Genomic DNA, 18868 nt, shown 5'->3' on the forward strand with positions numbered 1-18868 from the left:
GTGGTGATCGTGGTGCCTGTCGAGGCTGTGGTGCCTGTCGTGGCTGTGGTGGCTCTCGTTACCGTTCTGGTTTCCATTGTGGTCACCTCATGCCCTACTGCGTCGCCCGCAGCGCGGCCTCGAGCACCGCGCGCCCGATCGGGGAGGCGATCTTGCCGCCCGTGGCGCCCACGCCCTCGCCGCCGCCGTTCTTGACCACGACGGCCACGGCGACGTCGGCGTCCTCGCTCGGGGAGAACGCGACGTACCAGGTGTGCGGCGGGGTGTTCTCGTCGCCGTGCTCGGCGGTGCCGGTCTTGGAGGCGATGTCCGCGCCGGTCGCGCCGAAGGTGTTGCGCTCGGAGTCGCGCATCAGGTCGGTGACCTGCGCGGCGACCTCCTCGGGGATGGCCTGGTTGAGCTTCTTGTCGCCGACCTTCTTGACCTCGCTGAGGTCCGGGGCGGTGATGCGGCTGACCACGTGCGGGCTCATGCGCGCGCCGTCGTTGGCCACGGTGCCGGCCATCACGGCGGCCTGCAGCGCGGTCATCGACACGTCGCGCTGGCCGATCGCGGACTGGCCCAGGGCGGCGTCGTCGGGCAGGTCGCCCACGCCGCCGGCGGCCTGCTCGAGGCCGAGGTCGTAGGTCTCACCGACGCCGAAGGCCTTGGCGGTGTCGGCGAACTTCTCGGCGCCGACGGCCTCGCCGACCTGGACGAAGGCGGTGTTGCAGGACAGCTTGAACGCGGTGCGCAGGCTGACGTCGCCGCCGCCGGCGCAGGGCTGGCCGCCGTAGTTGGTCAGCGTGGTCTCCGTGTTGGGCAGCGTGATCGACGGCGCGCCGGTCACGGTGCTCTCCGGGGTGAAGTCGCCCTCCAGGGCCGCCGAGGTGGTGATGATCTTGAAGATCGAGCCGGGCGGCAGCGTCTCCTGGGTGGCGTGGTTGAGCAGGGGGTTACCCTCGTCGGCCTGCAGCTGCTCCCACGCGGCGCCGGAGGTGTCCGGGTCCGTGTCGGAGACGGAGTTCGGGTCGTAGGACGGCGTCGAGGCCATGGCGAGCACCTCGCCGGTCGAGGGCCGCAGGGCCACGACCGAGCCCTCGTAGCCCTTGCCGGCCAGCTCGCGGTACGCGGTCTGCTGGACCTCGGGCAGCAGCGTCAGCTCGACGTTGTTGCCGGCCTCGACGTTGCCGGTGAGCTTGTCCAGCCACTGCCCGGCGCCGACCTCGGTGCCGTTGAGCACCCCGTTGTAGGACTGCTCGACGCCGGCGGCGCCGTAGCGGTCCGAGAGGTAGCCGGTCACGTGCGAGAACTCGACCGGGTCGGTCGGGTAGGAGCGGTGGTACAGGCCCGCCTCGTCGGCCGCGGAGGCCGCCAGCACCTGCCCGCCGGCCGAGATCTGGCCGCGCGGGATCTCCTTGGTCTGGAGGAACTCACGCTTGTTCAGCGGGTTGTGGGCCAGCTCGTCCTCGCGGAAGACCTGGATGTAGCTGAGGTTGACCAGCAGCACCGCCACGAGCAGCAGCGCGAAGACGGAGACCCAGCGGATGGCGCGGTTCATCTAGCGCACCTCCCTGACCTTGGAGAAGATCCCGGTCTCGGGACCGCTTGACGACGCCGCGCCGGGCAGCGCCGCGTCTTCCTTACGGTTGGCGCCCGCCGCCGGCGCCGTGGCGCCGGCGGGTGCGCTCTCGCGTCGGCGCGCGGCGTCGGAGATCCGGAGCAGCAGGCCCAGCAGGATGTAGTTCGCCATCAGCGAGGAGCCGCCGGCGGACATGAACGGGGTGGTCAGGCCGGTCATCGGCAGCAGGGCCGTGATGCCGCCGACCACGACGAAGATCTGCACGGCGATGGTCAGCGACAGCCCGGAGGCCACCAGTTTGCCGTAGGAGTCGCGCACGGACAGCGCGGCGCGGAAGCCGCGGGTGACCAGGACGGCGAAGAGGATGATCACGGCGGCCAGGCCGATCAGGCCGAACTCCTCGCCGACGGCGGAGAGGATGAAGTCGGACCAGACGACCGGGATGATCTCGGCGGAGTAGCCCCCGCCGAGCCCGGTGCCGGTGACCCCGCCCCAGGACAGGCCGAACAGCGACTCGGAGAGCTGGTAGCCGGTGGAGTCGTAGCTGGCCAGCGGGTCGAGGAAGTTGGCCACACGCTCCTGGATCTTCGAGGAGACCAGGTAGACCGCGGTGCCGCCGACGGCGACGAGCACGCCGCCGATGATCAGCCAGCTGACCCGCCCGGTGGACAGGAACATCATGCCCAGCACGGTGGCGAAGAGCAGCAGGGCCGGGCCGAAGTCGTTGGAGACGGCCATGATCACGATGGCCACGGCCCACACCGTCAGGATGGGGGCCAGGTCGCGCAGGCGGGGGAACTCCATGCCCAAAAAGCGGTAGCCGGCGACGTTGAAGAGTGCGCGCTTGGTGGCCAGCAGCTGGGCGAAGAAGAGCAGCAGCAGGATCTTGGAGAACTCGCCGGGCTGCACGGAGAACGGGCCGATGGAGATCCAGATGCGCGCGTCGGCGTTCATGGAGGTCGGCCAGACCAGCGGCAGGGCCAGCAGGATCAGGCCGAGCAGGCCCAGCAGGTAGGAGTAGCGGCTCAGGGCGCGGTGGTCGCGCACGACGACGAGCACGGCGACGAGCAGGGCCACGCCGACCATGGTCCACAGCACCTGGCGGTTGACCATGGCGAAGTCGCGGGCGATGTCGATGCGGTAGATGGTCACCAGGCCGAGCCCGTTGAGCAGCGCGACGATCGGCAGCATGATCTGGTCGGCGTCCCTGGCCACCAGGCACAGGGTCACGTGGGCGACGGTGAAGATCGCGACGTAGCCGCCGATGACCCACAGCAGCTCGGTGGTCAGGGTGTTGCCCTGGGAGAGCTCGAGGTTGACGAGCATGACCGCGATGATCACGGCGGAGGCGATGAGCAGGCCCATCTCCGTGCGCCGCGACAGCAGGTTCTTCAGTGCGTTCACCGGCCGGCCTCCCGGCAGTCGACGCCCGGACGGCCGAGCGCGCCGTCCTCGCCGGCCTCGGCGTCCGTGTCCCCGCCCTCGGCGGAGTCGGCGCCCTTGTGCTCTGCGGAGTCGCGGGACCCGGAGCCCCCGTTCCCGGCGTCCTTGGCCGCGTCGCCGGACTTGTCGTCCTTGGCGTCTTCGGCGGACTTCTCGCCGGCCGGGCGGGTCACGCAGACGGGCAGGGCCTCGTCGCCGAGGCGGCGCAGCTGGCCGTTGACCTCGTCGTAGCTGCCCGAGGGCAGCGCGTCGACCTGCGAACGGGTCGACTCGGGCAGGTCCTGCAGGGCGAACGGGCGGCAGTCCGAGCCGCCGGCGTCCGCGTCCGCGGCCACCAGGGTCACGGTGCCGTCCTCGGCCAGGCAGGCCGCCTGGTGCGGGTTGTGCAGGTCGCGGCCGAAGACGGAGTAGTCCAGGCCGCGCTCGACGAGCAGCCGGCCGGTGTCGTCGGCGGTGATGAAGTAGGTGCTGCGGGCCTTGTCCACGGCCCACCAGCCGCCGGCGATGACGACGATCGCGACCACCAGCGCGGTGATCAGCGCGCCCCAGCGCAGACCGCGGCGGGAGTCGCCACGGTCCGCGTCTGAGTCGGTGTCCTCGTCGTCCTCGCCCTCGGGGGCGCCCCCGAGGGCGTCACGACGCGCACCGGCACCGGTCGCCCGGGCCTCGGCGCCGCGGTCGCCCGCGGCGGCGGCACCCGCGGCACCTGCGGCGCCGGCGGCACCCGCGGCACCTGCGGCGCCGGCGGCACCGGCGCCCGCGGCGGCGCGCCGGGAGTTCCCGCTCCCGCGGCCGTCCTCGCCGCGCCCGTTGTCGGTTCCGGCTCCGCGGGCGTTCTCTGCCCCGGTTCCGCGGGCGGAGCCCGCGGAGCGGTTGAGCGCAGCGGCCCGGCCGGCCGGGGTCTCCGGGTGGGTCTGGTAGTCCTCGTCGCCGAGCAGTGCACCGGCGACGGCGGGGGTGACCGGCAACGTCGCACGCGCGGCGTCGTCAATCGAATCGTCGGAGACGACGTCCGCGATCACGACGGTGACGTTGTCCGGGCCGCCGGAGCGCAGCGCGAGCTCGATGAGGCGCTGCGCGGCGTGCTCGGGGGAGCCCTCGGCCAGGGCGTCGCGGATCGTCTCGGGGCTGACCGGGTCGGAAAGCCCGTCCGAGCACAGCAGCCAGCGGTCGCCCTCGCGCGCCTCCAGCGAGGTCAGCGTCGGGTCGACGGGCGCGCCCGTGTAGGCCTTGAGGATCAGCGAGCGCTGCGGGTGCGTCGAGACGTCCTCGGGGGCGAGCTTGCCCTCCTGGACCAGCGACTGGACGTAGGTGTCGTCGACGGTGATCTGCTCGAGCTCGCCGTCGCGCAGCCGGTAGCCGCGCGAGTCGCCGACGTGGCACATCGCCAGCTCGGAGCCGTTGAACAGCAGCGCCGTGAGAGTGGTGCCCATGCCCTGGTGGTCCGGGTGCTCGCCGACCTCGTCCGCGATGGCGTGGTTGGCGTCGTCGGCCACACCGCCGAGCAGGGCGAGCATGTCGTTGTCGCCCGGGTCGGCGTCGAGCACCTCCAGGTGACTGATCATCACCGAGGAGGCGACCTCGCCGGCGGCGTGGCCGCCCATGCCGTCGGCCAGGGCCAGCAGATTCGGGCCCGCGTAGGCGGAGTCCTCGTTGTTGCCGCGGACCAGGCCCCGGTCCGAGGCCACGGTGTAGTTAAGTCGCAGGGTCACGGGACCAACCTCACTGTCGTACGGCCGACACGGATGTCCGTGTCGGTGCCCACCCGCTCGGGCTGATCGATGCGCACGCCGGCGACGTAGGTGCCGTTGCGCGAGTCCAGGTCCTCGATGAACCAGTCCGAGCCGCGCCGGAACAGGCGCGCGTGGCGCCCGGAGGCGAAGTCGTCGCCGAGGACGAAGTCACACTGGTTGTTCCGGCCGAGGACGATGTCGCTGACCCCGGTCAGCTCCATGTGCGAGCCCTTCAGCGGGCCCTCGACGATGGCGATGCGGTGCGCCTGGGCACGCGGGCCCTGGCCGCGGGAACCGCGGGATCCGCGGGTGCGCGTGCGGCCCCCGCCCCGGCGGACGGCGCCGCCGGCGGCGGCAGCGGTGTCACGCCGCATGGCGCGCAGCGCCAGGAAGATGAACAGCCACAACAGCACCAGCAGGCCGATGCGGAAGCCCGTGAGAACGAGCGAGTCCATGTGTGGAGCCTCCTTTGCGGTGGTCGCGCTGCACGCGTGCCACCCGGGTCAGGGTCAGTCCGTCTCTGTCAGTCTGTGTTCGTCGGTCCGTGCGTTCCTCGGGTCCGTCTGTTCCTGTCGGTCCGTGCGGTCCTGCCGGGGCGCCGCGGGGACGCCGCCGGATGTCTCGGGACGCGGGACGCGGGGCGCCCCGGGACGCCGCCTCAGCTTCCGGGGCGGACGATCCTGACCTCGATACGGGAATGTCCCATCGTAATCACGTCGCCGTCGTCGAGCAGCCAGTTGTCCACGGGGGTGTCGTTGACCGTGGTGCCGTTGGTCGACTTCAGGTCGGTGAGCACGGCGTCGTGGCCGTTCCAGGACAGCTCGGCGTGCTCGCGGGAGACGCCGGTGTCCGGCAGGCGGAAGTCCGCGCTGGTCGAGCGGCCGAGGATGTTGGAGCCCTCGTGGACGTGGTAGGTCCGCGAGGAGCCGTCCTGCAGCAGCAGGGAGACCGTCGGGGTCTCGGTGACCGGCTGCACCGGCTCGCGGTGGGCGGCGGAGTCCGTGGGCTCCTCGCGCCAGCGGCCGGCGGTGCTGGCCGAGGCCTCGGAGGGGGACTCCTCCTGCTCGGCGAGGTCAGCGGGACGGGAGGCGGTGCCGGCGCCGGCTGCGGCTGCGGCACCCGCGGCACCCGCGGCGCCGACGGCGGAGGCGCCCGCCGCGGAGGCGCCGCCGGCCGGGGCGGACTCGCCCGGGCCGGTGTGCCACTGGTCGTCCGGGTCCACCGGCTCGGCGGCCCGCCCGGACCGGCCCGGCTGGTCGGCCTGGTCGGCCTGGTCGGCCTGACCCGGCCAGCCCTGCGGCCGGCTCGGGTCGCCCCACCCGGCCGACTGGCGGACCTCGGTGGCGGGGAAGTTCTCGTTGTCCTGGTGCGGAGCGTTCATGTTCTCGCTTTCCTGAACCGGGGAGGCGTGCCGCCCCGCGGGGTTCTCACTGTCGTCGTCCGCCACGGGTGCGGTACCTGCGACGTCCGCGGGCGCGGCGTCGTCAATCGCATCGAAACCGCAGCCCTGCGCGGGGGACGGGTCGGAGTAGGAGGATGCGCGCAGCTGGCCAGTCCGCATGCCGGTCTCCTCGGCGAGGACCACCGAGATCGGCCCGGCGGGCACCCAGCCCTGGTTGCGGCAGTAGCGGGCGAGCTGGTCGGCGAACATCTCCGGGAGGGTGGGGTGCGACTCCGCGAGATTGTCGAGGTCAGTGCGCGAGATGCCGACCTGGAAGACGTTGGGCGCCTCCGTGTAGTCGTCCTCGTGATAGAGGTTGTCCTCGATCTCCTGCTTGAGCAGCTCCTCGATCTCGGCGGGGACGAGCCGGCCGCCGAAGACAAGGGCGAAGGCGTTGTCGAGGCCCCGCTGCAGGGTGCTGTCGAACCGAGCGAACCGGTCGAGCGTCGCCATCAGGGCCTCCTTCCCACCTCATGTTCTCTGCGCTGATGTTCTGGCGTCTGGACTTTCCGTGCGTCGCGGAGTCGAGGCGGCGCCTCGCGGCGGCGACCCGCGTCCGGCCACACGATGAATCCAGTATAGAGGCAGGTAGTGCATAGCTGATAGGCGTTGAGTCTTCCGGACGCGTGGAAAGTGCGGTTGAACTGGCGATTTGTGAGCGGTGGCGTGGCCGTCTAGAGTTAGTGCAGTCGCAAACGCGGCCACTTGTTTGGGCGAGTGGCGGAATTGGCAGACGCGCTGGCTTCAGGTGCCAGTGTCCTTTACGGGACGTGGGGGTTCAAGTCCCCCTTCGCCCACAGCGAGACCCCCTCGCGCTCCTCCGGGAGTGCGAGGGGGTCTTTTTTCGGTGGGTTGGATTTGGGGTGGCCGGATGTGGGGGGTGTCCCTATGTCAGGTGTCAACTCCGGCGCCGACTCGGCGATGTGATGTCGTGTGGGCTTTGGGGGTGCCGGTTTTCGGGCATGCCTAGGCGCCGGACCCCAGGGGCCCGGTGGGACTCGGCATGATCAGGAGTGGCTCAAGCCGCTACTTGCTCATGACGTGGCGGGATTTCGCGGAAGTATTCCCGGTTTTTCAGCATCGCGAAAATGACGTTGCACCGCCTGCGCGCAAGGCACATCACCGCTGCGTTGTGGCGTTTTCCTTCTGCGCGTTTACGTTCGTAGTACTGGCGTGAGGGCCTATGGCTTCGTAGTGAGGCGAAAGCCGAGTAGAACAGTGCGTTCTTGAGGGTCTTATTGCCGCTTCGTGCGGGGTGTTCTCCCCGGATCGACGAGCCGGATATTCGACTGACCGGCGCAATACCGGCGTAGGCAGCCAGGTGTGCAGCATCCGGGAAATCCGATCCGTCGCCGACGGTCAGGAGGATTTTCGCGGCTGTCTTGATGCCGACGCCGGGCATGGACATCAAGACCTCAGCTAAAGGGTGGTCGGCGACCATCTCCTCGACTTCTGCTGCGATGGCGGCTCGTTGCTCCAGAAGGGACTGGATGTGGTGTGCGAGTGCCGGAAGCACGGTTTCAGCGGCTTTCGTCCCGGGAACGGTGACTGTCTGTGCATCCAGGGCGGTGAAGATCTGGTCGACCAGATCGCTGACGTCTTGCCTGCTGCGGGCGGCAAGCCACTTTGCCACACGTGCTGGGCCTGCCTTTTTCAATCCTGACGGTCCCCGATAGTGCGCGAGGAGCTGGAGGATGAGCGGATGAGCCAGCTTCGGGCCTATGACCTGTTCCAGTGGTGGATGGATCTGCGTGAGAAGTCCACGTGCGCGGTTGCGGGCTCGGGTGGTGTCTTTGGCGAGGTCTTCGTCGAAGCCCGCGAGGACTTTCAGGGCGCTGAGCATTTCGTCGTTGTGGTCGACGGCCCGAAGCGTGTGCGGCATGCATCGGGCGGTGTCGGCGATGATGAATGCGTCTTTGCGGTCAGTTTTTGACTTTCCTCCGTAGAGGTCAGCGGCTTTTCGCATGGCCAGGCCGGGTAGGTACGCCACATCGACGTGGCAGTCGCGGGCTACAGCGACGGGGAGTGCGCCGATGGTGTTGGGCTGGTCGACGATGACGAGGACTCGGCCGTATGTGGCTTTGAGATCGGTGAACAGCGACCTGAGTGCTGATTCGTCTTGTGCGAGAGCTTTGTCGTAGATCTTCGTGCCGTCGGTGGTGAGGCCGCAGGCGTGGTGGGAGGTTTTACCGACGTCGATTCCGAGGAAGACGTCGGCAGGTGAGCCGGCCATGATGGTCTTTCCGGTCGTTCGGATAGTGCCGGTCGCCGGTCATGACGTCTGCAGCAGGCACCCACGTTACGTTGAGACCTCGATACCGACTGGTGAAAATCGGTGGGCCGTGTCCCTATTAGCTGTCGGCAGATGTCTCTGTCCCCGGTGGCAACACCCCCCGGATCATGAAGGTGACAGGGGCGGATAGCCATGCCGGGTCCAGCGACCATCCCCATTATCGGGGACAGCCTCAAGGTAACGGGCGTGCCGGGCCGGATCGGGCCGGTTGGCTGGCTGGTGGGGTTTGTGGGGCCGGTGTGGCTGGATGTGGTTCGGGCGCGCCGGGGCCGTGGGCAAAATGTAGACGTATGTCCGTTCGCCTGGGGTGTTTTCCCAGGTGGGCGAGAGGGTCGGGACACATAGGTACACATTTTGCCCACGGGAGTGGCCCGCCAGTGCCAGGGGAGCGGTCGATCACGCCCACCGGGCCGGCCGGGCCGCTCAGCCGAGGCCGCTACTTCTTCTCGGTCCCGCCCTCAGGAGCGGTCCGGCCCTCCTGGGCCTTCTGCTTCCCGGCCTTCTTCTCCGCGGCGAACACCGGCCGCACCTTCTCGGTGCCCGGCTTGGCAACGCCGAGGTCCTCGCGGCTGTACAGCTTCGGGTCCCGGATGATCTCGGCGGCGAGTGCGGCGACCGACTGGCGGGTGACCACCGTGCCCCGGAACTCCTCGTCGCGCCTGGTCACCGCGTAATCGACCTCGTCGCCCTCGATGAACCACGCCGGCCGCAGCACCGTGTAGTCGATGGCCGAGCCGCAGATCTCCTCGACGGCCTTGCGGTAGGGCTCGAGCGCCCCGCCGAGCTGCTCGCGGTTCCACTCGCCGAACTCCCCGGGCACCTCGTCGTGGATGCCGAGCGCGGCGGTGAAGATCAGCCTGGTCACGCCCCGGCCGGTCATCGTGGTCACGATCGCCTCGGCCATCTCGTCGACCTCGCCGACCAGGCCCGCGTAGATGACCTCCTGCCCGCCGACGGCCTCCCAGAGCGCCTCCTTGTCGAGCACGTCGCCCTCGATGACGTCCACGCCCTCGGGGACCTCGCCCAGCCGGTCGCGCGATCGCGCGAACAGGGTCAGATGCACGGAGGCGTCGTCGGCCAGGAGCTTGGTCAGGCGCCGCGCGATCCGTCCGCCGGCGCCGAGGATCAGGACGTTGCGCATACTTCCCAGATTACCGACGTCCCGGTGGACAATGGCCCCATGGACATCGAACGTGCCGCGGGCGGCACCCGTCCCGCCGTCCACGGCCGGGGCGTCGACGCCGAGGGGCGGTGCACGCACTACGGCGGAACGAGGGACGTCGTCGGAAATCTCTGTGTGACCTGCGGGAAGTACTGGGCCTGCCACCGCTGCCACGCGGAGGCGTGCGACCACCCCTTCGGGCGCGCGCCACTGGACGCGCCGGCCGTGGTGTGCGGCGTGTGCGGGCACCTGATGAATTACCCGGAGTACTCGGCGACCGCGGCGTGCCCGGCGTGCGGCCACGGGTTCAATCCGGGCTGCTCACTGCACGCCCACCTCTACTTCCGGCTCTGAGCCGCGCCCCACGCCGCGAGCCGCCGACGGCGCGGCGGCACAATGGGGGAGTGGTGCCGGGCCGAACCGCGCACCGCGTTAACCACAACTTTTAGAGAACGAGGACCCCGCCCGTGACCGACCCCGAAGCAACCGACCCCGCAGCAACCGCCACCGCAGACCCGCGCCTGCGCACCCTCTTCGACGCCCTCGGGCCCACCCGCGCCGAGCGCGAGGAGCTCTACAAGTGGTTCCACCGGCACCCCGAGACCGCGTTCACCGAGTACGAGACCTCGCGGCGCATCGGCGAGGAGCTCTCCGCGCTCGGGCTCTCCCCGGTCAGTGTGGGCACCACCGGCAAGGTCGCCGTGCTGGCCAACGGCGAGGGGCCCGTGGTGATGATGCGTGCCGACTTCGACGCGCTGCCGTGCGCCGAGGAGTCCGGGAAGGACTACAGCGCCGACCCGCAGCTGGGCCGCATGCACGCCTGCGGGCACGACCTGCACACCACCGCGCTGCTCGGCGCGGTGCGCGCGCTCGTGGAGAACCTCGACGCCTGGCGGGGCACCTTCATCGCGCTCTTCCAGCCCGCCGAGGAGATCGGGCAGGGCGCGTCCGAGATGGTCGCCGCGGGGCTGACCGAGAAGGTCCCGCACCCCGACGTCGTGCTCGGCCAGCACGTCTTCTCCACCCTGCCCGGCGGCGCCGTCGGCGCGCGCCGGGGCCCCGCGCTGTCGACGACGACGCAGCTGCGCGTGGTCATCCACGGCCGCGGCGGCCACGGCTCCATGCCGCACACCACCATCGACCCGGTGGTCATCGCGGGTGCTGTGATCGGCCGGATCCAGACGATCGTCTCCCGCGAGCTCGAGCCGGGCACCTTCGGCGTGGTCACCGTCGGCTCCGTGCACGCCGGCGACGCCCCGAACACCGTCGCCGACTCCGCCACGCTGCGGCTGAGCACCCGCGCCTACGACGAGGACGTCGACGCCCGCCTGCTCGCCTCCGTCGAGCGCATCGTGCGCGCCGAGTGCGCCGCCGCCGGCGCCGAGCGCGAGCCCGAGTTCACCGTCGAGGGCCGCGGGCCCCTGACAACTAACGACGTCGCGGTCACCGACGCCGTGATGGGCTCCTTCCGCTCGGCGTTCGGCGAGGAGGGGGTGCACGCGCCGGGGCGGTGGACCGGCTCGGAGGACTTCTCCAACATCCCGCGCGCCTTCGGCGCGCCGTACTGCTTCTGGGCGCTCGGCGGCTTTTCCGACTGGGAGAACGCGCCGTCGAACCACTCGCCGCAGTTCGCCCCGGACCTGCAGCCGAGCCTGGACCGCGGCACCGAGGCGATCCTCGCGGCGGCCGCTCCCTGGCTGATCCGCTGATCCGCTGATCCCCTGAGGCGGGCGGGCGCGGGGCACGCCGGCCGCACGGGGCGCGCCGGGTTGTGCGTGGGGCGCGGGGCTGGGGCGCGCCACGGCGCCCGTCGGTCCGGCGCGCCGGGGTGGCATATCGCACCTAGTAGTTGACGTGTCAACACACCCGAATTAGCCTATAAAGGAGAAGGGCGCGACGCCGCGCACCGCCTCGCGCGCCGTTACCGCGCGGGGGAGGGGCGCGGCGTCGGCAATCGCCCGGTAGAGACGCACCCGCGAAAGGAATCCCCAGACAATGAGCATCGCATCGACCATCCTGCGCGCCGTGACCGGCGCGTTCATTCTCAACTCCGGCTGGAACAAGAAGGATCTGCCCGCCGAGGCCGCCGGCGGCCTGCAGGAGATGGCCGCCACCGGCATCCCGCAGCTGAAGGACATGGACACCGACACCTTCGGCAAGTTCATCTCCTACTCCGAGATGGGCGTCGGTGCCGCGCTGCTGGCCCCGTTCGTCTCCAACCGTCTCGCTGGCGCCGCGCTGACGACCTTCGGTTCCGGCCTGCTGACCATGTACTTCGGCAACGACGAGATGACCGAGTCCGACGGCATCCGCCCCTCGCAGGAGGGCACCGCGCTGGCCAAGGACTCCTGGCTCGTCGCCATCGGCGCGGCGCTGCTGCTGTGGCCGAACGACAAGGCCCGCGCCAAGAAGGCCGAGAAGCGTGCGAAGAAGGCCGAGAAGAAGGCCGACAAGGCCGTCAAGGCTGCGAAGTAGTCCTCCGCCTTCCGGGGTCTTCCCCGTCCCGCCCCTGTCGCCTCCCGCGAGGTGGCGGGGGCGCTTTCCTTTGGGTGGGGTGTGTCGCCCGCGCCGGGTCCGGCGGGCAGGGCTTTAGGGGGGTGTCCCTATGTCAGGTGTCAACTCCGGCGCCGACTCGGCGATGTGATGTCGTGTGGGCTTTGGGGGTGCCGGTTTTCGGGCATGCCTAGGCGCCGGACCCCAGGGGCCCGGTGGGACTCGGCATGATCAGGAGTGGCTCAAGCCGCTACTTGCTCATGACGTGGCGGGATTTCGCGGAAGTATTCCCGGTTTTTCAGCATCGCGAAAATGACGTTGCACCGCCTGCGCGCAAGGCACATCACCGCTGCGTTGTGGCGTTTTCCTTCTGCGCGTTTACGTTCGTAGTACTGGCGTGAGGGCCTATGGCTTCGTAGTGAGGCGAAAGCCGAGTAGAACAGTGCGTTCTTGAGGGTCTTATTGCCGCTTCGTGCGGGGTGTTCTCCCCGGATCGACGAGCCGGATATTCGACTGACCGGCGCAATACCGGCGTAGGCAGCCAGGTGTGCAGCATCCGGGAAATCCGATCCGTCGCCGACGGTCAGGAGGATTTTCGCGGCTGTCTTGATGCCGACGCCGGGCATGGACATCAAGACCTCAGCTAAAGGGTGGTCGGCGACCATCTCCTCGACTTCTGCTGCGATGGCGGCTCGTTGCTCCAGAAGGGACTGGATGTGGTGTGCGAGTGCCGGAAGCACGGTTTCAGCGGCTTTCGTCCCGGGAACGGTGACTGTCTGTGCATCCAGGGCGGTGAAGATCTGGTCGACCAGATCGCTGACGTCTTGCCTGCTGCGGGCGGCAAGCCACTTTGCCACACGTGCTGGGCCTGCCTTTTTCAATCCTGACGGTCCCCGATAGTGCGCGAGGAGCTGGAGGATGAGCGGATGAGCCAGCTTCGGGCCTATGACCTGTTCCAGTGGTGGATGGATCTGCGTGAGAAGTCCACGTGCGCGGTTGCGGGCTCGGGTGGTGTCTTTGGCGAGGTCTTCGTCGAAGCCCGCGAGGACTTTCAGGGCGCTGAGCATTTCGTCGTTGTGGTCGACGGCCCGAAGCGTGTGCGGCATGCATCGGGCGGTGTCGGCGATGATGAATGCGTCTTTGCGGTCAGTTTTTGACTTTCCTCCGTAGAGGTCAGCGGCTTTTCGCATGGCCAGGCCGGGTAGGTACGCCACATCGACGTGGCAGTCGCGGGCTACAGCGACGGGGAGTGCGCCGATGGTGTTGGGCTGGTCGACGATGACGAGGACTCGGCCGTATGTGGCTTTGAGATCGGTGAACAGCGACCTGAGTGCTGATTCGTCTTGTGCGAGAGCTTTGTCGTAGATCTTCGTGCCGTCGGTGGTGAGGCCGCAGGCGTGGTGGGAGGTTTTACCGACGTCGATTCCGAGGAAGACGTCGGCAGGTGAGCCGGCCATGATGGTCTTTCCGGTCGTTCGGATAGTGCCGGTCGCCGGTCATGACGTCTGCAGCAGGCACCCACGTTACGTTGAGACCTCGATACCGACTGGTGAAAATCGGTGGGCCGTGTCCCTATTAGCTGTCGGCAGATGTCTCTGTCCCCGGTGGCAACACCCCCCGGATCATGAAGGTGACAGGGGCGGATAGCCATGCCGGGTCCAGCGACCATCCCCATTATCGGGGACAGCCTCAAGGTAACGGGGCTGCGCCGGGTGGGGTGTGCGGGCTGCGCTGTAGGGGGTCTGTGCCGGGTGGGGTGTCGGGTCACGCGCCGGGTGGGGTGCCGGGTCGCGCCGGTTTGTGCCTGCCCGCCCCCGCATCCATCTTCCGCACGACCGCAACCAGGGGTGAACTCTGTTCAAGTCAGATTGAACAGCGTTCTGGCGCGGACGTATGCTGCACGGTGAAGACTCGCTTTCCCGTCACTAAGGAGCACCACCGTGTCCACTCCGGAAACCGCAGCCGGCCCCGCGGCGACCGCCGGCACCACCGCCGACGCCGCGAAGCCCACCACCCCCGAGCCCGCCATCCTCGCCCAGGCCCGCGAGCTCGCCCTCGAGCGCGGCGAGGGCCTCAGCGAGGCCCAGATCCTCGAGATCCTCCAGCTCGACGAGGAGCACATCCCCGCGCTCCTCGAGCTCGCGCACCAGGTACGCCTGCGCTGGTGCGGCGACATGATCGAGGTCGAGGGCATCATCTCGCTCAAGACCGGCGGCTGCCCCGAGGACTGCCACTTCTGCTCGCAGTCCGGCGTCTTCTCCGAGTCGCCCGTGCGCGCCGCCCGCCTCGACATCGAGGAGCTGGTCGAGGCCGCCAAGCAGACCGCGAAGTCCGGCGCGACCGAGTTCTGCATCGTCGCCGCGGTCAAGGGCCCCGACGAGCGCCTGATGCGCGAGGTCGAGGCCGCCGTCGACGCGGTGGCCGCCGAGGTGGACATCAACATCTCGGTCTCGACGGGCATCCTGACCCCCGAGCAGGCCCACCGCCTGGCCGAGCGCGGCGTGCACCGCTACAACCACAACCTCGAGACCGCGCGCAGCTACTTCCCCGAGATCGTGACCACCCACACCTGGGAGGAGCGCCGCGAGACGCTCAACCTGGTCCGCGCCGAGGGCATCGAGGTCTGCTGCGGCGGCATCGTCGGCCTGGGCGAGTCGCTGGCCCAGCGCGCCGAGTTCTTCGCCCAGCTCGCCGAGATCGACCCCGAGGAGGTGCCGATCAACTTCCTCGACCCGCGCCCGGGCACCCCGCTCGAGGACCAGGAGGTCATCGACACCCCCGACGCGCTGCGTGCGATCGGCGCGCTGCGCCTGGCGCTGCCCAAGGCCGTCATCCGCTACGCGGGCGGCCGCGAGCTGGCGCTGGGTGAGGAGGGCACCGAGGCCGGCCTGCTCGGCGGCATCAACGCGCTGATCGCGGGCAACTACCTGACCACGCTCGGCGACCCCGCCGAGCGCGACCTCGACATGCTCGGCCGCATGCAGCTGCCGCTGAAGGTGCTCAACCGTGTCGTCTAGGGGACTGCGCGAGGTCTCCGACGAGCTCGCCGCCGCCGTGCTGGCCGGCGAGCGCCTGCCCTTCGACCTCTTCACCGGCGTGCGCCTCGAGATTGACGACGCCGCGCCTGCCGCCCCAGCTGCGTCCGTCGCCGCGGGCGCGGGTTCCGGCGCGGGCGAGGGCGCCGGCGCTTCCGGTGCCGAAGGCGTCGACCCTGCGTCGGGGTTCGGCGAGGGGCCGCGCAACGCGGCCGGCCGCCTGCTGCCCGAGGCCTGGCAGGCCGCCTACCTGGGCGCCTACGAGGGCACCAACCCCGGGGTTCGGGCCGGGTTCGACCCGCCGCGCTACTGCGGGCTGTGCGGGCGCCGCATGATCGTGCAGGTGCGCCCGGACGGCTGGTCGGCGCGCTGCTCCCGCCACGGCGAGCTCGATTCGGCCTGGCTGGAGCGCTGACAGGGCCGACCCCGGGCCTGCTGGACAGGGGCTCGACCGGCCGTTAGGCGCACCCGCCTGATGCGCCTAGAAGCTCGACGAGCCGCCCGCGCCCGAGAACCCCGAGGAGAACGAGGTGTTGACCGCCCCCGAGGTGCCCGTCTGCGCCTGGGTCTGCGCGTTGGAGGTGTGCCAGGCAGCCATGGTCCAGAACGGCACGAAGTTGTACACGCCGTAGCCGGGCCGGTAGTCCGGCTCATAGATGGCCGGGGCGCGCAGCTCGGTGGCCTCGTCGGCGTCGACGTCGTCGAACTTCTCCTCCTTCAGCTGCGCCAGCGCCGTGCGGTAGTCGCCGAGCAGCCGCAGGTAGGCGTCGAGGAACGCGGCGTCGCCGTGCCCGCCGGTGGCCAGGTCGCTGTCCATCCACTCGGCGCGCTCGCGCAGCGTCTGCAGCTCGCGGTAGAGCCCGGAGCCGGCGTCCTTGACCTCGACCTGGGCGGCCACGATGTCCTCGCGCAGCGCCTGCAGCTCCTCGCGGCGCACCGTGACGTCGCCGTTCTCCATACGGAACAGCCGGTCGATGTTGTCCTCGGCGTAGGAGACCCGGCGCACCGCGCGGGCGGCCTCGGTGATCTCCCCGCGGCGCTCGTAGAGCGCCTTGTCCGCCTCCTGGGCGCGGGAACCGCCCGCGCCGGGCCGCGCGGGCGTCGTCAATTGCAGGGCACCCAGGCGGTCGACGTCGTCGTGCAGGGACAGGAAGCGGTCGCGCACCTCCTCCCACTGGCGGCGCAGCGTGGCGTCCACCAGCGGGGAGGTCAGCGAGTGGGCGCGCACGTCGATCGCGTCGAGGCGCCCCGCCAGCTCGCCGTACTCGCGGGTGAGAAGGTCCAGCTCGGCGCGGGCCTGAGCGAGCGCGCGGGCGCGTTTGTTGCGGCCCGCGATAAACAGCCCGGCGGCGGTCATGCCCCCGATGCCGCCGCCGGCCGAGCCGAGGGTCACCCCGACGGTGCGGTCCTCACGGGCGGACTCGTAGGCGCTCTCGCCGGCGGCCTCGGCGTCGGCGGCCTCGTGCGCGCCGGCGAAGAGCCCGCCGCGCAGGTTGCCGTCCTCCACACCCGGCTTGATCGCGTCGATGCTCGTGTCCAGGTGGTCGTCGTCGGAGCGCAGGCGCAGCTCGTCGGCGACGTCCTCACCGGCGAAGACGAACGCCTGGCGCGGGTCGAGGCCCACGCCGACGATCAGCACGCCGTCGGCGAAGTGGTCCTCGCCGATCAGGTCCGGCTCGTTGTCGCGCAGGTAGTTCTCCACCGTGTCGTTGACGTTGGAGTCGTTTTTGGCGAAGACGAGGTAGCGCAGCTCGCGCACGACCTCGGGGGCGTGGATGCGCACGGCGTCGGCGACGATGCCGCGCTCCTCCTCGTCCGAGAGCACGTCGTCCGGGTCCGAGACCTCCGCGTGCAGCTCCCGGGCCGCCGGGGCGACCACGTAGTCCTCCCGGACCGGCTGGTCGATGGCCAGCGCGATGGGCCCGCCGACGAGCGCCGCGCCGGCGATGCCCGCGCCGAGGAAGGCCGCGAGCGCCTTGCCCCGTGCGACGCCGGCGCGCTTGGTGGCGGCCTGGTACTCCTCGTCGGTCAACGCGCTCTCCGGGGTGGTCTGCGCGGCGTCGCCGGCCTGGTCGCGGCGCTCCTGCCGGTCGTGCTGCCGGGCCCGCTCCGCGCGCACCGCCTGAGTGCGCTCCCGGCGGTCCGCGCGTGCCTGCCTGCGGATCTCCCGGCGCCGGGCGCGCCGGGCTCTTCTGGGGTTGTCCTCCGCGTTCATGGCAAAAGAGTAGCTCCGCGGGCGGGGCGGCGCTCGGAGGCGCGGAGGCGGGGTCTCAGAAGGGGGGAGGAGCCTCCCGCCCCGGAGATCACGCCCCCCAGGAAGCGCTCCACCAGACGGGAGTAGGCGCCCACGGTCAGGCGCAGGTCCTCGAGGTGCAGGTGCTCGTCGTGGGCGTGCAGCTGGCGGTTGGCCGCCGCCAGGTCGCGGCCGCGGGCGTGCAGCGCGAAGCCGTAGCCGTTGCCGCCGAGGCGGCGGGCGAAGCGCAGGTCGGAGCCGCCGGTGGCGTAGACGGGGACGACGACGGCGTCGGGGAACTCCTCGTGGATCGTGGCGACCATCGCGTCCCACAGCGGGCCCTCGGCCGGCGACTCGGTGGCCGGCTCGGTGATCAGGTGCTCGATCTCGACCTCGTCGGCGAGGTCGCCCAGGCCCTCACGGATCAGCTCGTCGATGCCCTCCTGGGTGTGGCCGGGCAGCGGGCGGATGTCCATCTCGAGGCTCGCCTTCGACGGCAGCACGTTGATCGCCCCGCCGGCGCGCAGCACGGTCTGGGCCAGCGTGAGGTGCGAGAAGGCGTGCGCGTAGCCGGCCAGGTCGCCGAAGACGGCGTAGTCCGCCGCGTCCGAGCCGGTCAGCAGGGCCTTCTCGGTGGCCGGGTCGAAGCGGAAGGCGCGCACGAAGCCCTGCCAGATCGGGTTGTCGGTCACCGGCGGCTCGATGGCGGCGATGCGCGCGGCGACCTCGCCGATCTTCGCGATCGCCGAGTCGCGCCCGTAGGGGGTGGAACCGTGGCCGGCCTCGCCGCGCACGGTCAGGCGGCGCTGGCCGGCGCCCTTCTCTCCGACGTAGACGACGACGGCGTCCGAGCCGCCGTTAACCGGCAGGTGCGCCCCGCCGGTCTCCGAGAGGCAGTTGCGCCAGCTGAACGCCTCGGCGGCGTTCTCCGAGAGCCACTTGCCGCCCAGGCCGCCGCGCGCCTCCTCGTCGGCGAGCGCGGCGAAGGTCAGCTCCCCGCGCGCGCCGCCCCGCTTGGCGACGTCGCGCGTGACCGCGGCCATCGTCGCGGTGATGAAGAGCATGTCCACCGAGCCGCGGCCGTAGAGGACCTCCTCGCCGGCGGCGTTCGTGACGATCTCGGCGCCGAAGGGCTCGTGGGCCCAGGCGTCCTCGTCGACGGGCACGACGTCGGTGTGGCCCATCAGGGTCAGCGGCTCGGCGTCGGGGTCGGTGCCCGGCACGGTGAAGATGACCGAGACGCGGCCCGGGTGCGGCTCGAACTCCTGGACACGGACGTTCGGGGTCTCCGCGAAGAAGGCCTTGAGGGTCTCGGCGTTGCGGTGTTCCTCGCCCGAGTCCGCGGTCAGGTCGTTGACGCAGGCGTTGCGGATGAGCTCGCGCAGCAGGTCGAGGGTCTCGTTGTACAGGGCTTCAGTGGTGGCCATGGCCCCGGAGTCTACGCCTGTCAGGCCCCGGCCGGAAGGCCGGGGCG

At 70.4% G+C, this 18868-nt stretch carries 15 protein-coding genes and 1 tRNA gene; 6 read left to right on the plus strand and 10 right to left on the minus strand.

The genetic code is table 11. From position 1 onward, the window contains the following. Positions 1 to 94: 94 nt before the first annotated feature. The 5 genes from CFRA_RS00165 to CFRA_RS11950 all read right to left on the minus strand — a co-directional run bounded on the left by CFRA_RS00165 (position 95) and on the right by CFRA_RS11950 (position 6631). The gene (locus tag CFRA_RS00165) at positions 95 to 1540 is read right to left on the minus strand and encodes a penicillin-binding transpeptidase domain-containing protein (protein WP_075662948.1); all 1446 of its coding nucleotides are present in this window, start codon (positions 1538 to 1540) and stop codon (positions 95 to 97) included. Then, positions 1541 to 2926: an FtsW/RodA/SpoVE family cell cycle protein gene (locus CFRA_RS00170; RefSeq protein ID WP_075664754.1), complete on the minus strand. Its 1386-nt coding sequence runs from the start codon at positions 2924 to 2926 to the stop codon at positions 1541 to 1543. It abuts the gene before it with no gap. Between the two features lie 35 nt (positions 2927 to 2961). Further along, complete coding sequence (locus CFRA_RS11945; protein WP_083666730.1) at positions 2962 to 4716, minus strand: PP2C family protein-serine/threonine phosphatase; 1755 nt, start codon at positions 4714 to 4716, stop codon at positions 2962 to 2964. After that, positions 4713 to 5192, minus strand: a complete 480-nt coding sequence (locus CFRA_RS00180; RefSeq protein ID WP_075662949.1) for an FHA domain-containing protein FhaB/FipA — start codon at positions 5190 to 5192, stop codon at positions 4713 to 4715. Before CFRA_RS00180 ends, CFRA_RS11945 begins: the two co-directional genes overlap by 4 nt. A 203-nt stretch (positions 5193 to 5395) precedes the next feature. Continuing rightward, entirely contained in the window at positions 5396 to 6631 is a 1236-nt protein-coding gene (locus tag CFRA_RS11950) for an FHA domain-containing protein (RefSeq protein ID WP_075662950.1), read from the minus strand. Between the two features lie 258 nt (positions 6632 to 6889). On the opposite strand from CFRA_RS11950, the gene CFRA_RS00190 reads away from it, so the two are divergent. Beyond that, a tRNA-Leu gene (locus tag CFRA_RS00190) sits at positions 6890 to 6975 on the plus strand. Positions 6976 to 7196: 221 nt separating this feature from the next. Here CFRA_RS00190 and CFRA_RS00195 read toward each other — a convergent pair. Further along, a complete protein-coding gene (locus CFRA_RS00195; RefSeq protein ID WP_075662951.1) occupies positions 7197 to 8411 on the minus strand; it encodes an IS110 family RNA-guided transposase in 1215 nt (404 codons plus the stop codon). A gap of 496 nt (positions 8412 to 8907) precedes the next feature. Beyond that, positions 8908 to 9612, minus strand: a complete 705-nt coding sequence (locus CFRA_RS00200; RefSeq protein ID WP_075662952.1) for an NAD(P)H-binding protein — start codon at positions 9610 to 9612, stop codon at positions 8908 to 8910. A 39-nt stretch (positions 9613 to 9651) separates the two neighbouring features. On the opposite strand from CFRA_RS00200, the gene CFRA_RS00205 reads away from it, so the two are divergent. The 3 genes from CFRA_RS00205 (at position 9652) to CFRA_RS00215 (ending at position 12108) form a co-directional block, all read left to right on the plus strand. Next, positions 9652 to 9987, plus strand: coding sequence for a CHY zinc finger protein (locus CFRA_RS00205; protein ID WP_075662953.1), 336 nt, complete (start codon positions 9652 to 9654; stop codon positions 9985 to 9987). Between the two features lie 113 nt (positions 9988 to 10100). Beyond that, on the plus strand, positions 10101 to 11342 hold the full coding sequence (locus tag CFRA_RS00210; protein WP_342743157.1) for an amidohydrolase: 1242 nt from the start codon (positions 10101 to 10103) through the stop codon (positions 11340 to 11342). 286 nt (positions 11343 to 11628) lie between these two features. After that, positions 11629 to 12108, plus strand: coding sequence for a hypothetical protein (locus CFRA_RS00215; protein WP_075662954.1), 480 nt, complete (start codon positions 11629 to 11631; stop codon positions 12106 to 12108). 260 nt (positions 12109 to 12368) lie between these two features. Here CFRA_RS00215 and CFRA_RS00220 read toward each other — a convergent pair whose 3' ends face one another. Next, entirely contained in the window at positions 12369 to 13583 is a 1215-nt protein-coding gene (locus CFRA_RS00220; RefSeq protein ID WP_075662951.1) for an IS110 family RNA-guided transposase, read from the minus strand. Positions 13584 to 14153: 570 nt separating this feature from the next. Between CFRA_RS00220 and bioB the strand changes: the two genes are divergently transcribed. Both bioB and bsaP read left to right on the plus strand, forming a co-directional pair. Then, positions 14154 to 15143 (plus strand): biotin synthase BioB, encoded by a 990-nt coding sequence (bioB, locus tag CFRA_RS00225; RefSeq protein WP_075664756.1) that lies wholly within the window; start codon positions 14154 to 14156, stop codon positions 15141 to 15143. A gap of 241 nt (positions 15144 to 15384) precedes the next feature. Further along, positions 15385 to 15576, plus strand: a complete 192-nt coding sequence (bsaP, locus tag CFRA_RS12010) for a biotin synthase auxiliary protein BsaP (RefSeq protein ID WP_075664757.1) — start codon at positions 15385 to 15387, stop codon at positions 15574 to 15576. Positions 15577 to 15642: 66 nt separating this feature from the next. On the opposite strand, the gene CFRA_RS00235 is transcribed toward bsaP, so the two are convergent. Beyond that, a complete protein-coding gene (locus CFRA_RS00235; RefSeq protein WP_245797596.1) occupies positions 15643 to 17376 on the minus strand; it encodes a DUF5129 domain-containing protein in 1734 nt (577 codons plus the stop codon). Next, positions 17373 to 18821, minus strand: coding sequence for a M20/M25/M40 family metallo-hydrolase (locus CFRA_RS00240; protein WP_083666731.1), 1449 nt, complete (start codon positions 18819 to 18821; stop codon positions 17373 to 17375). The genes CFRA_RS00235 and CFRA_RS00240 overlap by 4 nt, the downstream gene beginning before the upstream one ends. Positions 18822 to 18868: the final 47 nt, after the last annotated feature.

Source organism: Corynebacterium frankenforstense DSM 45800 (assembly GCF_001941485.1).
In the GTDB taxonomy this organism is placed as follows: Bacteria; Actinomycetota; Actinomycetes; order Mycobacteriales; family Mycobacteriaceae; genus Corynebacterium; species Corynebacterium frankenforstense.